The following is a 14,889-nucleotide window of genomic DNA, read 5'->3' as shown; positions in this document are numbered from 1 at the left end:
CTGCCACCTGCCATCTTAACTCCTAAAAACAAAATTATGCTAATCAAAAGAAGAGAATTCCTCAAAATAAGCTCACTGGCTACTGCTTCTATGCTGATGCCTAATTTCTTAAAAGCGATGACGCAGGATGAAGCGCTGAATCCTGGTCAGAACATTCTGGTAGTCCTTCAGTTTACGGGAGGAAATGATGGTTTGAATACCATTATTCCGGCCAAAAACGATATTTATTTCAGGGAAAGGAAGACATTGGCTATTCATGACTCTATACCGCTTACAGATGAGGCTGGAATTAATCCGTCACTCTCCTATTTTAAAGAACTTTTTGATAACGGAGAGCTGTCTGTGATGAATAACGTAGGATATCCCAACCCGGATAAATCCCATTTCCGAAGCATGGATATCTGGCAATCGGCAAGCAGAAGCGATCAGTTTCTGGAGACTGGCTGGCTGGGACGTTTTCTGGATGAAGAATGTTATCGCTGTGATCATCCTACGCAGGCACTGGAAGTAGATGATATGCTTAGTCTAGCCCTAAAAGGTGAAAATAACAAAGCTTTTGCCTTTAAAGATCCTAAAAGACTGTATCAAACCAGTCAGGAAAAGTATTTTAAATCTCTCTACGACCATCATCATGATGATGAAACGGTGTCTTATCTCTATCAGACTTTAGGCTCTACCATCAACAATGCTGATTATATTTTTGAAAAAAGCAAAGCTAAAAAAACAGAGCAGGTTTACCCCAATTCCCAGTTAGGAAAAGATTTTAAAACGGTTGCTTCTTTGATAAAATCAGACATCAATACTCAGGTGTACTATCTTTCTGTAGGAAGTTTTGATACGCATGTCAATCAGAATGACAGACAAAAAAAGTTATTTGATGATATCAACGAGTCGGTAAAATCATTTGTTGCAGATATGAAAAGTAATGGGCTCTTCAAAAATATACTGTTGATGACATTCTCAGAGTTTGGCCGTCGTGTGGCACAGAATGCCAGCAACGGAACCGATCACGGAACTGCCAATCAAATGTTCTTTATCAGCGGAAACCTTAAGAAAAAAGGACTGTTAAATACACTTCCTGATCTGCAGAATCTGAATGATGGTGATCTTATTTATAAAGAGGATTTCAGAAAAGTATATGCAACAATCCTGAAAAACTGGCTTAAAGCGGACTCTTCCAAATTATTGGGATGGAAAGACGGGATCTATGACTTTGTGTAAGGAAACCGAGATTCTGCGGAATGACACAAGTGAATGGTGATCTATCCACACAGGTTGTCATTCCGTGGGAATCCAGCCTTCTTTTTCCAAAATCACAATCCTGCCCCATACCTCAGCTGAAAACGCGAGAATTCCACTCCATCGGACGGGTGGCGAAAATTCAAAGAATTTTTGACGGAGTGGTTTTCAGCACTCATTAAAAAGATCCATTAACAACAAAAAAAGAGACTGTACCTTGTTATGACAGTCTCTTTTCAATAATTTCAAATTTAAACTACTTTTACGTTTAAGCCGTAATCTGCTTTTTTTCGTTCTCTTTCTCTTCTTGTTTTTTATCTATCTTCTCAGATATTTTTTTTACGATATACTCTATCGCCAGCGGTGCTATAATTGCAATTAATGCTTTAAATATTCTTGATTTCATAATTAATTTGGTATTGTTAAGTTAATACTACAATTTCCAAGCCAAGATAAATTATGAAAATAAATTATCTTCAACAAAGCCCTGTGAATGGTACATTTAAATTAATTTAGTTTTCCTCAGGAACAATCAGATTCTGATAATTTTTACTGCCTGCCCTGAACTTTTCCTCCATTTTCAACCGTAGTTTTTTGGGCTTATGTACAATCAGAGAGTCTCCGAACCCAAGCAAGAGTCTTTCCAGCTCAAAATTGATCTGCACACATATTTTAAACAGCGTGCCGTCACGGTCTTCCTTTAGGATCTCCTGACTTTTATGCAGTGGTTTTGTTTTCACATAGGGAGCATTTCCCGAATCTACCCAAAAGACCACATTTCTGGGGTCCATTGACTCTGCAACAGTTACTCCTACAATATCTTTAAAATATTCATCTCCATCCAGATCCTTGTCAATATAGAGAAGACTATCATCTGTTTCGATACTTTCCATTCTGTCCAGTGCCAGATTGTACATTTTTTGTTTGTAAAGACAGATCAAAAACCAACGGTTGTTGAACTCTTTCAACAGCTGCGGATGTACTGTAAAGATATTGGATTCCCTTGCCGTAAAACTTTTGTAAAGGATCTTCAACACTTTTTTATTAGCAATACTTTCGTACAGAATATCAATATGTTCCAATCCTTTCAACTGTTCATTTTTATCCAGATGGATAATGGATTTCTGGCTGGTGGCATGAATAGAATCTTCAAGTTTCTGAATAACCCCATTCATCTCCTTGAACATGGAAAAATCCTTGAACTGTTTTAAAATCTGAACCGCATTATTCATCGCCTTCAGATCACTTTCATTCACAGAAATATTATGAATACTGTATTCCGGATCACTGTAACGATAGTATTTTCTTTCGTAAACTTCAATAGGGGCTTCATATCCGAATTTTTCACTCCGCATATTCTGAAGATCAAGCTGAACAGTCCTCTTACTTACATAAGATTCTTTTCCCTCAAATTCAAACAATGCTTCTGAACATTCATCAATAAGATCCTCCAGCGTATACTTTCTGTATTTGTTTTTAAGACATTTATCTAATGTTTTATACCGGATCAGAGCATTTTTATTGGATGACATACCTTAGTGTTTAATGATTGGTGTTTTTTTTAATAGCAATCTGCTTTTATTTCTGCTCTTTTCCTGAAAATTATTTCTCTCTCAAAGCATTTTCGTCAAAAGTAATCCCTTCCCAGCCGAATTTCATAAAGTTTCGGATATTTTGGTGGTCAGTTCCTTCAGGATTTTTCAAAACATCTTCTCTGTAGAACTCACCAAAAAGCCAAAGGGTTTGTTCTTTCGTCAGATCCTGAATACTTGCAAAGCTGAAAACCTTGCACGAACCATTGTTCTGTCCGGCCTGATTGGTTGTATCTCCGTTTTGAAAGGCAGTAGGAGTAAATTCATAATGTTCATCAATATGAGCGATCACATCATTAAACTGAATCGTTTCCGGGAAATGTTTTAATTGTTCTAATAATACCATGAGCCTTGTTTTTTTAATTTTATACTATTTTTACGAGTCTGCCACTGGGCTTTTTCGTCTTTTTAATTAATTTTTGTAAAAATAATTAAAATTTCTTTATCTACGCAAAACTATTGCGCAATAATGATATTACTTTGCATCATCAAAATGAAACAAAATGGAATTTAATGGAAATCATTTAATCGAATTAGGATATAGACCGGCAAAATGGTTTAAAGATGCCATTACCTATATCAACGAGAATAAGTTGGATGAACATCAGATCGCAGAATATCTGGTACAGTTCAAACAGCCAGATCTTATTCCGCTTCATGAAACAGCTAAAGATTTTATAATCAATATACGTGCAGAGCACGAAAGTGAGAATGATAATGTGGAAAAAGTAATCAAAACCATGAAAGTTCTGATGAAAACTCCCACTCTGATTGGCGGAGCTTTAATGCCGGACGCCTGCCCTACAGGTCCTGAAGGTCAGATTCCCGTCGGAGGTGTGGTCGTGGCAAAAAATGCTATTCACCCGGGATTCCATAGTGCGGATATCTGTTGTTCTGTGATGTTGACGGATTTTGGAAAAACAAATCCTAAAGAGGTTTTGGATGCAGCACATTCTGTCACTCATTTCGGATACGGAGGAAGAGCAAGAGGGGAACAGATACCGATGTCTCAGGAACTGATGGATGCTTTCAGAGAAAATGAATTCTTACAGGATGAAAAACTGATCAGCATTGCCCGTTCTCATATGGGAACTCAGGGAGACGGAAACCACTTCCTTTTTGTCGGAATTTCCAAAAATACTGGAAATACCATGATGGTAACCCATCACGGATCAAGAGCTCCGGGTGCTGCTTTATATGATAAAGGAATGAAGGTTGCCAACCGTTTCAGACAGGAAATCTCTCCTGAAACTTTAAGAGAAAATGCATGGATTCCTTATGATACAGATGAAGGTAAATCGTATTGGAAAGCACTTCAATTAATAAGACAATGGACAAAAGAAAACCATACTTCCCTTCATGATGCCGTGCTGAATAAGCTGGAAACGGAGAAGGAAAACAGATATTGGAACGAACATAACTTCGTTTTCAAAGATGGAGACCTGTTCTATCACGCGAAAGGAGCTACTCCGCTGGATGATAAATTCATGCCTGATATCACCGGACCTAGACTGATTCCGTTGAATATGGCCGAACCGGTATTGATTGTTCAGGGAAAAACGAATGAAAGAAACTTAGGTTTTGCACCGCACGGAGCAGGAAGAAATTTCAGCAGAAGCCAGCATAAAAAATCTTTAGCTCATAAAACGACCGAGGAAATCTTCAATGAGGAAACAGCAGGATTGGATATCCGTTTCTACTCTAATGAGATTGATATTTCTGAACTTCCAAGCGCTTATAAAAGTGCGAAGAATGTAAGAGCACAGATAGAAGAATACGGACTTTGTGAAGTTCTGGATGAAGTGATGCCTTACGGATGTATTATGGCCGGAGATGTTCAGAAGAATGCTCCATGGAAGAAAAAAAAGAAATTCAGAAAAGCATAATTTTAATAGTATGTTCAAACCTAACGGGTTTCTAAACCCGTTAGGTTGAATAAAAACAATAAACCAAATTTCAAAGCACTAAAAAATTCAAGGCAAAGAAAGTTCCTATATTTCCAGATTTACTTTCCGCCTTTTTACAAATTACAAGGCAAACGGAGTTCCTATATTTTTTGGAAAAATACTCCCCGCTTTTTATAAACTATAGGTAAAAGGAGTTCCTATACCTTTCACTTTTAATGAATCTACTCCTCACTTATTTTTTAAACTTAAAACAATGAAAACACTACAATTATTCAATGCTGTACTGGCCAGAAAATCTGATGAAAAGCCATTTATTTCTAATGATGGTTTCATCATTGAACCGGATGCTCTATGGGCAAAAAATGAGATCATTTCTTATTATGCAAAGGAAAAGCTGAATGGTAATGAATTGAATAAAACCTTTCATAAATCCTGGGAGAAAATAAAGAACACTTCCAGAATTGATTTATTTTTTGAACAGATCACTCATTATATTTCAACCTATGGAAGCGATTTTCAAAGTGAAATCTATATTCCCAATGAAATTTTGAATATTCCTGATATGAAGCTGGTTTTTAAAGTAATCAAAGCCTACTCTGTAGAAGAAATGCAGGAAAAATGTCTTGCTCTTTTAAGATCAGGAATTGCTTTAAAAGAAGAAACCATTGATGATTTGCTTTCTATTTTACATACGGAGCTGGAATATGATTTTACCGGAAAAGAAAACATCAGAAATAAAGAAGCGGTTATAAAAATTGCTGATCTATATGATATCTATCCTGAAAATCCCGTTGAGTTTTTCCGTTATGTTATTTATAAAACGACGAACACTACGCTTTTAATCAAAAATGATGATTTGATTAATTTAATCAAGCAGAGTAATTTTAATCCAACATATTTGTTTGAAAGTTTTGGATTGGAAAAAATGGCGGAAATTTTCAACAGATTCAAGCCGTTATTTCTGGCTTATAAAAACAGAGCGCCCAAAGCGATCAACAAAATATCAAAGTTATCTAAGGTTCATCATAAACCATTGATTTCAAACCCATTGAATGACGCTACAAATACTCTATTGGAAAACAGCGATTGGCACTGGCTGGAAAATGCGACACCGTTTGCATTATTCAAAGCATTATCAGCATGTTACTCCAGAATGTATGGTCAGGATACCTTTGTCTACAGAATCCGAAACGGAAAATCATGGACTAAAAAAGGTAAGGAAACTTACGTGAATCAGTTCAATTATGATTTCATTCTGGACTTTTTGAAACTGAAGTATGAAAACCTATCCGGAAAGAAATTCTATTTCCCTGAGAATGTAGAATTCGGGTTGCCAACTTCTGAAAAGATGTTTGTTGGAAATATTCCTACCGGAACCCGTTTTTATGCGGATAGACTGGCTGTAGGTATTTATTGGGAAGATCAGTGGGGTGCCAATGACCTTGATCTTTCCGGATTGAACATCGCAGGAAAAATTGGTTGGAATGCCGCTTATAACCATGGTAACGGACAGTTGATGTACTCCGGAGATATGACTTCTGCTCCTAATGGCGCTGTTGAATATCTTTATGCCAATAAAGGCCTTTGTGAACCAACCCTTGTTATGAACAACGTTTTCAGTGGAGATGCGAACTGCGGATATAAAATTGTGATCGGAAAAGGGGATAATATTTCCTACGATTATATGATGAATCCTAATCACCTCTTTGCTGAAGCCAGATGTAATTCTGTTCAGAAGCAAATGATTCTAGGAATGCTTGTAGCGAAGAATGAAAAGCAATGTTTCGTACTGTTGAATTTCGGAGCCGGACATTCGCATGTTTCAGGAAATAGCCAGATTTCTGCAATGGCAACAAATGCATTATACCAGCAATGGTATGAAGCGATGTCTTTCAATGAGCTTATCAAAGAGCTTGGTGGTGAGATTACGACAGAAAAAGCGGAAGCTGATTTTGATTTCTCACTGGAAAGCCTGGAAAAAGATAGTTTTATCAGAATTTTTAAATAAATTCTATGACGTCATCTGATGGTATCGGGTGGCGTTTTTTTATGGCGGTTTGGTTGGGTAAACGTTGAGAACCACCCCGTCAAAAATTCTTTGAATTTTCGCCACCCCTCCGAGGGAGGGGAATTTTCACGTCTTCAGTTGGGAGAATGGTCGGGATTGTACTATTTCTGTGTATGTTTTTTACAGGAATTCGGCCTACAAACTAATCTTTACCAAACGGACTAAAGTCCGTTCCTATTGAATAAAAGCCTTTATGGTAATTATACATTCACCTTTTTCACAGAAAAAACTCCTTCATTCACATGAATGATCACTTTCCTTCCATAATCAATCTGAATAGTAAACATATTCTCCAATGGGAACTGAAGTACCGCCTGAAGGATCAGACGAATAGCTCCGGCATGCGTAACTATAAGTGCTTTTTTCAGATCTTTTCTCTGAATGAATTCATTCCAGAAGCTGAGAACGCGGGTTTGCATTTCGAGAAGATTTTCACCACCCGAGGCTTTTACACTGACAAAATCTTTGTACCACGGATTGATTTCTTCTTCTGGAATATCCGTCCATTTTTTTAATTCCCAGTTCCCGAAATTCATTTCGCGAAGTCTTTCATCTGTTTGGTATTCAAATTTAAAATAATCAGCCAAAATACGGCATCGCTCAGAAGGACTTGAAACAATTACATCATAATGACTGTCAATATCCAACAATTTAAAATCTTCGATACGCTCTTTCCGTAAAGGCATTTCAGCAAAACCATAACACAGGTTTTCAGGATTGTCCACAGCAGTATGACGGATCAGATGAATTTCCATACGATGATTGTTCCTAAATAAAATAAAACTTCACAAACCTGCTGTACCGATCCCAGACAATCACCTGTATACCCTCCGATATGTTTTTTAAAATACCAGCCCATATATATTTTTCCTAAATAAGCGAGCGCAAAAGCAAAAATCAAACGCCAGTCCGGAAACAGGGCAAAAGTGGCTAAAACACTGATGAAACTTACCAGCAAAGCCATTCCATCCAATGGTTTATTGGCCAGAGGCTTTGACTTACTGACATCGATATCCGTAACATACTGGTGAGTATAGATCATCGTTCCTGCAATAAAACGGCTTACTGTATGCCCTAAAATAACAATGAGTAAAACTCCCACCGGATTACTCATTCCTAAGGTTTGAATACTATAAAATTTTAAAGCAAAAAGCAAAATGATCCCTATTGTACCATATGCTCCTACCCGGCTGTCTTTCATAATCGTCAGGATTTTTTCCTTTCCATATCCGCCTCCGAAACTGTCGCACATGTCTGTGAAGCCATCTTCATGAAAAGCTCCGGTCAGCAAAACATTGGAAATCATCATTAAAACAATCCCGATTTCAAGATTAAAAAGCAGTGTAGAAAGATAAAGAACCAAAGCGTTGATGAGCCCTACAATCAAGCCTACCCAGGCAAAATATTTCTGAGATTTATTCATAATCTCGCTGGAGTACGGAATGGTAAACGGAACTGGAATTCTCGTGAAAAACATGAGTGCCGTTGCAAAGTAAATCAGTTCATTTTTTATAGCTTTCATTTAGTTTTTATTTGATACATCTGCATCTTCGAAACTTGACATTTCATTCAGAAAATTAACGGCACTTTGAATAATCGGATAAGCCAATGCACAGCCTGTTCCTTCACCAAGGCGCAGATTCAGATTGAGAATGGCCTGTTCTCTCATTAATCCCAACAGCTGAGGATGGGCATTTTCATTGCTTACATGGCAGAAGATACAGTTATTCAATACTTCAGGATTCTTTTTCCAGACCGTGGCTACCGCAACTGTTGCGATAAAACCATCTACCATAATCAGAATATTGTGGTGATAAGCTTCTTCTATGGCTCCAATCATCTGGGCAATTTCCAATCCGCCAAAAGTCTGGGCAATCTCATCCTCAGTCATTTCAGCCGGGTATTTTTCAACAGCTTCTTTTAAAATACTGATCTTATTGTCAAGCTGATGATCATTCAGTCCCGTTCCACGTCCGATACAATGGATAATAGGAATATCAAAGAGCTTGCTCATCATCAAAGAAGAGGCGGAAGTATTCCCGATTCCCATTTCTCCAAAGCCAATGATATTGCAGCCTTTTTTAGCAATATCATTCACCACAGACTTTCCATTTTTAAGTGCCTGCTGATATTCTTCGAAAGTCATGGCAGGTTCTTCCAGAATATTACGGCTGGATTTTCTGACTTTTTTATCAATGAGATTCAGCCCTTCCGGGAAATCAAAATTCACTCCTGCATCTACAATTTTAATGTTGATACCATTCTGTCTGCAAAAAACATTAATGGCAGCACCTCCGCCAAGGAAGTTCATCACCATCTGATAGGTGACCTCCTGTGGATAGGCACTTACGCCTGCAGCAGCAATCCCATGATCGGCCGCAAAAACTACCATATGAGGGTTGAGCAACTGCGGAGAAGTGGTTTTCTGAACCATTCCGATTTTGTGGGCAATATGTTCAAGATGTCCTAATGCGCCTAACGGTTTTGTTTTAAAATCAATTTTATGCTGTAATTCTGATGATAACATGGATGTTTATAGTTACGTTAAATGGAAAAGTGCAATATTAGTAAAATTCAATGAGTCTTTTTCTTTTGTCTTGACACAAAAGAAACAAAAGGTCAAGACCTTGAAAATTGAGCTAAAATAAAATGTGTTCTCTAAAAATTCTAAACTCGTGCGAATTCATTATTACTTTTTTGTATCAATATATTCGTCGCACTCAGACAGGAGAATTTTCTTAACGTTCACACAATTTATTTTTTTAACGCCCAATTTTCAAAAGTCAGAAAAATTTTAGCCTGCAATATTCACTTACTCACAAACCGAACCCCGCAACTCTCAAACTCTCAAACTCTCAAACTCTCACACACTCAAACCCTAAACTCCATCCCCACGAAACCCGCACCTCGAAACTTAAAAAAGCTACGCGAGTACATTGCGCACTTCCCCCTTTACTTTGCGCCATCAATCAATACCAATGACACCGAAAATACTTGAAAAAATAAAAGAAATAGAAGCAACACGGGGCGTAGAAGTCCTTCTTGCTGTAGAATCAGGGAGCAGAGCCTGGGGTTTTGCGTCTCCTGACAGTGATTATGATATACGTTTTATATACCGTCACGACAAAGATTGGTATCTTTCTCCCTGGGATAAGGATGAAACGATAGAATTTATGACAGAAGATGATCTGGATGGTTCCGGCTGGGATCTGCGAAAGACGTTTCATCTCTTACTGAAGTCGAATGCGGCTTTACTGAGCTGGTTCTATTCTACTATCGTATATAAAGCGGATGAAAGGTTTGTAGAACTCTTTAAACCTTTGGCAGATGCCTGCTTTTCTCCGGTTGCAGTTTCTTACCATTATCTGAGTATGAGCAAGAAATATCTGGAAGCCTGCAGATATGATGAAGTAAAATTAAAAAGTTACTTTTATTGTTTACGAACCACATTAACAGGAAAATGGATCATAGAAAAAGGAACGGTTCCTCCTGTACTGTTCAATGACCTGCTTGTTTTAACGGATGAAGCCACCAAAAGAAAAATAGAAGATCTTATCACCTTAAAAGCAACCAAAGGAGAATCTTACTACCATTCGAATGATTGGGAACTGTTTGATTTTCTGGAGAAAACAATCGCTGAAAATGAAGAGAAATCGAAAAGTTTATCAGGAGGAAAGGCGGATAAAGGGGAGATGGAGAGGGTTTTTAGGGAGATATTACAATTATAATAACTTATGAAACAACTATCTGAAAGAGCTCTTAGTTTTTTAAAAAGAAAAAAACGAAAAGAGGAGTTTTATATTGATAAAAAGGAGATAGAAAATTACTTATCCTTGTATTCCATCAAAAATTACTCTGAGATCCTTAGGTTTCAAGAAATGTATTCTGGTCTTATCATAAATGATAATATCATACACATTTTCAATCCTGCTAATGTAAAAGAACATAAGACAATCAAGACTTTTCTATGTGAAGAGCAAGTTCTGTTCCCTATTTGCAATGGACTTTGTATTTCGGAAGATGGAAGAATTGCCATAAAAGATAATATCAGCAATGATTATATCTTTTATTTTGAATTTTTTGAAACTTTTATAGAGCAACAAGCTTTTTTTGAGGAGTATCAAGATTACAAACACCTTCCAGCCATAGGATATTATACTAAGAATATCAGTTTAATTTCAAAAGGTCTTGCAGATTATGATTTCATTACTGAATGTTCGGACCGTTATCATTCTCTTTGGAAAAATATTTCGAATCTTGTCCACGCCAGATTATACCCTGGAGGTTACACGATCATTTTTGATAGTATTTCAGAAAAAGAACGTAGTTTTTTAATTAAAAAGCTAGAATCAAACAAATTAATCTAAAAAACTGTAATTAGCTAATATGACCATCCAAGACCTAAAAAACAAAAACCTCCTCCTCTTCGAAGCCATTTCCGGAAGTAGAGCTTTCGGGCTGGCAACGGAGAATTCTGATACGGATATCCGCGGGGTATATTATCTGCCGAAGGAAGATTTCTTTGGACTGAACTATATTCCGCAGGTTTCCAATGAGACGAATGATCTTACGTATTATGAAATCGGAAGATTTGTAGAACTGCTTCAGAAAAACAATCCTAATATTCTGGAAATTCTGGCAAGTCCTGAGGATTGTATTCTGTACAAACATCCGCTGATGGATCTGCTGAAAACGGAGGATTTCCTATGCAAACTATGCAAAGACACTTTTGCAGGCTATGCGGTTTCACAGATTAAAAAGGCAAAAGGTCTCAATAAAAAGATTGTCAATCCTATTGATAAAGAAAGAAAATCAATCCTGGATTTTTGCTTTATTCTGGATGGACAAGGTTCTGTCCCATTGAAAAAATGGCTGGATGAGGATGGTCTCTCACAGGAAAAATGCGGATTGATAAACATTGATCATACCAAGGGAATGTTCGCTTTATTTTATGATGAATCGGGAACATTGGGATATAAAGGAATTATTCAGAATGGAGAAGCTAATCAGGTTTCCGTATCCTCTGTTCCTAAAGATGAAAAACCGGTTGCATACCTGTTTTGCAATCTGGATGCGTATTCTGTGTACTGCAAAGATTACAGGGAATATTGGAAATGGGTTGCTGAACGTAATGAAGACCGTTATAATGTCAATCAGACTCACGGGCAGAATTACGACAGCAAAAACATGATGCACACCATCCGGCTGCTGCAGTCCTGCGAACAGATTTTTAAAACCGGTTCACTAACGATCCGTGTGGAAGACCGTGATGAACTGTTAGATATCAAAAGTGGCAACCAGTCATATGAAAGTGCTATGGAAAAGGCCGAAAGTCTGATAGAATCTATAGAAAATCATTATTCCACTTCCACTCTACCCAACCAACCGGATTTTGAGAAAACAACAAAAATATTGATTCAGATCAGAGAAAAACTGTACAATAATAATGAATGATGAATTATAAATGATGAGTTATGAATGGTGGGACTGTTGAAATCCAACGCTCCCACTCTCTCACTCACCTACCCTAAAACACTCTCCAAAACCGAATCCCGAATCCCGAAACTCTCCACCACACTCTCATACCCTCAAACGCTCCCACTCTCCAACCTTCCAACCCAAAACTCACTTCTTCGCCGCCTTCGCCAATGGATTATAATTAAGACATATTTTAATCCAGTATTCAAAATCATCTGCTTTTTGAAAACCGATGGGTTCTACGTAGCAATAGCCATTTAACTGTTTCCCTTTCATGATCATTGGGAGAAAGCCTTTCTTTTCGGAAACCTCATCTTGCAGTTCGGGATGGTAGCGGCACATCAGATTATCATGACTGATGTTGATGCACATCTTTCCGTTCACCAGAAAAGACAGTCCGCTGAACATTTTCTTTTCTTCGACCTCTATATTATTTTCCATCGAAAGCCGTTCACGTACGCGGTCGGCAAGTTCTGTACTGTAAGCCATGATTTCAATTTTTTGATTTATCCCTTTTAATAATAATGGCTTCGACAAGCTCAGCCTGAAAACGCTTCAAAATTTCGGCTGGTATTCCAGTTGCCACCCTGAGCCTGTCGAAGGGTATCAATAAGAAAACCTTTGTTAATCATTAAGCTCGGGTATTAAAAGGGATAAGTTGATCAACTTTACTCTTATTAAAATTAATAAAAAACTGTGATTAACGCTTTATTTTTTAGTATTATTGATGAATTCAAAATTCAAAAATTAAAATTTCATTTAAATAAATTATTGTTTTACGATAATTAATTATACATTTGCAATAGTAATTACAATTCATACCATGAACCAGACCAAAATTATTGCAAGAATTTTATTATATATCTGCGCCTTACTTTCGGCCGGATATTTAGTCACTTTTGGGTATTCCTTATTCTGTCTGATGAGCGGATTTGCGGTCACGCCTTATAAAGAAGGCCAGTTCCTTCACATCAATTATCCGTTTACAGAACAACCGTTTCTGAATATCGAAAACAATTATCCTTATATGATCTTTTCCTTTATGTTGGTGCTTATCACTTATGGAATCTTTTTCTGGTTATCTGCCAGGGTTTTCAAAGTGTTTTTCCAACAGAAACTGTTTACTCAGGAAAATATCATTCAGCTTAAGAGATTTTACCTGTACAATATTTTTATTCCGCTTCCTCTGGTTATTATCGCGAGTTTCTTTGTGGAAGTAGAAAGTATCATATGGGGGCTGGTGTTTATTCACTTTATGCTTGGAATTTTCTGCCTGTTTCTTGCGAATATCTTTAAGCAAGGACTACATTTGCAAAACGAACAAGACCTATTTATTTAAAATGCCAATTATAGTCAACTTAGATGTGATGCTTGCCAAACGAAAAATGCAGAGTAAAGAATTGGCAGAAAAACTGGGTATCACACCCGTGAACCTCTCTATCCTGAAAACCGGCAAAGCCAAAGGTGTCCGCTTCGATACTTTGGAAGCCATCTGTAAAATCCTGGAATGCCAGCCGGGAGATATTCTTGAATTTAAAGAGTAGACGGGATTCGGGTTGTGAGCTGCGGGGTTTGATTTGAAGTGTTTTAGAGTGGAAGTGTAAAAAATTCTCTTCTAACTTCTAACCTCTAACCTCTAGCTTCTAGCCTCCAGCCTCTAGCTTCCAGCCATTAACTTCTAAACCAGCTGCCGAAAGGCCGCCTGTCCTTCTATTCCCCAAACACAACGTTATGAATACATTATCCATCAACAACCTTAGCCTTACCTACAAAAATGGATTTCAGGCTATTAAAGACATTTCACTCGACATCAAAAAAGGTATGTTCGGGCTTCTTGGTCCCAACGGAGCCGGAAAATCTTCTTTGATGAAAACCATTGTCGGACTTCAGAAACCGACCTCCGGAACAATACTTTTCAACGGAGTGGACATCGCCAAAAACCCTGATTATATTAAACAGAATCTCGGATTTCTCCCACAGGATTTCGGAGTATATCCCAAAGTTTCAGCCTATGATCTGCTAGAACACATTGCCATTCTGAAAGGCATTAATGATAAAAACCAACGTAAAAACCAGATTCTGGGTCTGCTGGAAAAAGTCAACCTTTCTGATTTTGCTAGAAAAGAAGTTCATACCTTTTCTGGGGGAATGAAACAGCGATTCGGTGTTGCTCAGGCCTTATTAGGAGATCCGAAGATCATCATTGTAGATGAACCTACTGCAGGATTAGATCCTGAGGAACGTAACCGTTTCAATACGCTGCTCAATGATATCAGCCAGGAGGTTATCGTCATTCTGTCTACCCATCTCGTTGAAGATGTCAGAAACCTTTGCTCAGAAATGGTAGTGATGAATCATGGGCAAATCCTCCGAAAAGGAAACCCCGGAACACTCATTGCAGAGCTTGACAACAGAATCTGGTCCAAATCTATCGACAAAAACGAACTGGAAAGTTATCATTCCAATTATGAAATCATCAGCAGGCAGCTTCTGGAAAGAGAACTCCACATCACTGTATTTTCTGAAGAATCTCCGAAAGATTTCAGCCCTGTAACCCCTTTGCTGGAGCACGTTTACTTCCATACACTCACCCAAAAACCTTAAT

At 37.7% G+C, this 14,889-nt stretch carries 17 protein-coding genes; 10 read left to right on the top strand and 7 right to left on the bottom strand.

From position 1 onward, the window contains the following. Positions 1-36 precede the first annotated feature (36 nt). Both DEU39_RS19745 and DEU39_RS24230 read left to right on the top strand, forming a co-directional pair. Positions 37-1,221, top strand: a complete 1,185-nt coding sequence (locus DEU39_RS19745) for a DUF1501 domain-containing protein (protein WP_120233181.1) — start codon at positions 37-39, stop codon at positions 1,219-1,221. A gap of 20 nt (positions 1,222-1,241) precedes the next feature. Beyond that, complete coding sequence (locus DEU39_RS24230) at positions 1,242-1,421, top strand: hypothetical protein (protein WP_147367629.1); 180 nt, start codon at positions 1,242-1,244, stop codon at positions 1,419-1,421. A gap of 86 nt (positions 1,422-1,507) precedes the next feature. Here the strand turns inward: DEU39_RS24230 and DEU39_RS24515 are convergent, their stop codons facing one another. From DEU39_RS24515 to DEU39_RS19735, 3 genes are all read right to left on the bottom strand, one after another. Then, the gene (locus DEU39_RS24515; RefSeq protein WP_167348772.1) at positions 1,508-1,645 is read right to left on the bottom strand and encodes a hypothetical protein; all 138 of its coding nucleotides are present in this window, start codon (positions 1,643-1,645) and stop codon (positions 1,508-1,510) included. Between the two features lie 106 nt (positions 1,646-1,751). Next, a complete protein-coding gene (locus DEU39_RS19740) occupies positions 1,752-2,771 on the bottom strand; it encodes a helix-turn-helix transcriptional regulator (protein ID WP_120233103.1) in 1,020 nt (339 codons plus the stop codon). A gap of 70 nt (positions 2,772-2,841) precedes the next feature. Next, positions 2,842-3,177: a HopJ type III effector protein gene (locus DEU39_RS19735; RefSeq protein WP_120233102.1), complete on the bottom strand. Its 336-nt coding sequence runs from the start codon at positions 3,175-3,177 to the stop codon at positions 2,842-2,844. Between the two features lie 739 nt (positions 3,178-3,916). Here DEU39_RS19735 and DEU39_RS24850 point away from each other — a divergent pair. Beyond that, positions 3,917-4,717 carry an RtcB family protein gene (locus DEU39_RS24850; protein WP_394360852.1) on the top strand — a complete coding sequence of 267 codons (801 nt, stop codon included), beginning with the start codon at positions 3,917-3,919 and terminating at the stop codon, positions 4,715-4,717. Positions 4,718-4,991: 274 nt separating this feature from the next. Continuing rightward, positions 4,992-6,746 (top strand): hypothetical protein, encoded by a 1,755-nt coding sequence (locus DEU39_RS19725; RefSeq protein ID WP_120233100.1) that lies wholly within the window; start codon positions 4,992-4,994, stop codon positions 6,744-6,746. A 260-nt stretch (positions 6,747-7,006) separates the two neighbouring features. Here the strand turns inward: DEU39_RS19725 and DEU39_RS19720 are convergent, their stop codons facing one another. From DEU39_RS19720 to cobT, 3 genes are read right to left on the bottom strand one after another with little or no spacing between them, the layout of a single operon-like run. Continuing rightward, positions 7,007-7,561, bottom strand: a complete 555-nt coding sequence (locus DEU39_RS19720) for a histidine phosphatase family protein (RefSeq protein WP_120233099.1) — start codon at positions 7,559-7,561, stop codon at positions 7,007-7,009. After that, positions 7,546-8,328, bottom strand: coding sequence for an adenosylcobinamide-GDP ribazoletransferase (locus tag DEU39_RS19715; RefSeq protein ID WP_120233098.1), 783 nt, complete (start codon positions 8,326-8,328; stop codon positions 7,546-7,548). Before DEU39_RS19715 ends, DEU39_RS19720 begins: the two co-directional genes overlap by 16 nt. Further along, a complete protein-coding gene (gene cobT, locus DEU39_RS19710) occupies positions 8,329-9,333 on the bottom strand; it encodes a nicotinate-nucleotide--dimethylbenzimidazole phosphoribosyltransferase (RefSeq protein WP_120233097.1) in 1,005 nt (334 codons plus the stop codon). A gap of 451 nt (positions 9,334-9,784) precedes the next feature. Here cobT and DEU39_RS19705 point away from each other — a divergent pair, with 451 nt between their 5' ends. From DEU39_RS19705 to DEU39_RS19695, 3 genes are read left to right on the top strand one after another with little or no spacing between them, the layout of a single operon-like run. Continuing rightward, positions 9,785-10,534, top strand: a complete 750-nt coding sequence (locus DEU39_RS19705; protein WP_120233096.1) for a DNA polymerase beta superfamily protein — start codon at positions 9,785-9,787, stop codon at positions 10,532-10,534. A 6-nt stretch (positions 10,535-10,540) separates the two neighbouring features. Then, on the top strand, positions 10,541-11,173 hold the full coding sequence (locus DEU39_RS19700) for a hypothetical protein (protein WP_120233095.1): 633 nt from the start codon (positions 10,541-10,543) through the stop codon (positions 11,171-11,173). 19 nt (positions 11,174-11,192) lie between these two features. Next, positions 11,193-12,260, top strand: a complete 1,068-nt coding sequence (locus tag DEU39_RS19695) for a DNA polymerase beta superfamily protein (protein WP_120233094.1) — start codon at positions 11,193-11,195, stop codon at positions 12,258-12,260. Between the two features lie 171 nt (positions 12,261-12,431). Here the strand turns inward: DEU39_RS19695 and DEU39_RS19690 are convergent, their stop codons facing one another. Next, positions 12,432-12,773, bottom strand: coding sequence for a TfoX/Sxy family protein (locus DEU39_RS19690; RefSeq protein ID WP_120233180.1), 342 nt, complete (start codon positions 12,771-12,773; stop codon positions 12,432-12,434). A 334-nt stretch (positions 12,774-13,107) separates the two neighbouring features. On the opposite strand from DEU39_RS19690, the gene DEU39_RS19685 reads away from it, so the two are divergent. From DEU39_RS19685 to DEU39_RS19675, 3 genes are all read left to right on the top strand, one after another. Beyond that, positions 13,108-13,623 (top strand): DUF2975 domain-containing protein, encoded by a 516-nt coding sequence (locus DEU39_RS19685; RefSeq protein WP_120233093.1) that lies wholly within the window; start codon positions 13,108-13,110, stop codon positions 13,621-13,623. Position 13,624: 1 nt separating this feature from the next. Next, positions 13,625-13,828 (top strand): helix-turn-helix domain-containing protein, encoded by a 204-nt coding sequence (locus DEU39_RS19680; protein WP_002980904.1) that lies wholly within the window; start codon positions 13,625-13,627, stop codon positions 13,826-13,828. Positions 13,829-14,015: 187 nt separating this feature from the next. After that, on the top strand, positions 14,016-14,888 hold the full coding sequence (locus DEU39_RS19675; RefSeq protein ID WP_120233092.1) for an ABC transporter ATP-binding protein: 873 nt from the start codon (positions 14,016-14,018) through the stop codon (positions 14,886-14,888). The last annotated feature ends 1 nt before the right edge of the window (position 14,889 follow it).

It is taken from the genome of Chryseobacterium sp. AG363 (assembly GCF_003610675.1).
Classification (GTDB): Bacteria; Bacteroidota; Bacteroidia; order Flavobacteriales; family Weeksellaceae; genus Chryseobacterium; species Chryseobacterium cucumeris.
This window is presented reverse-complemented; position numbering and strand designations above follow the sequence as displayed.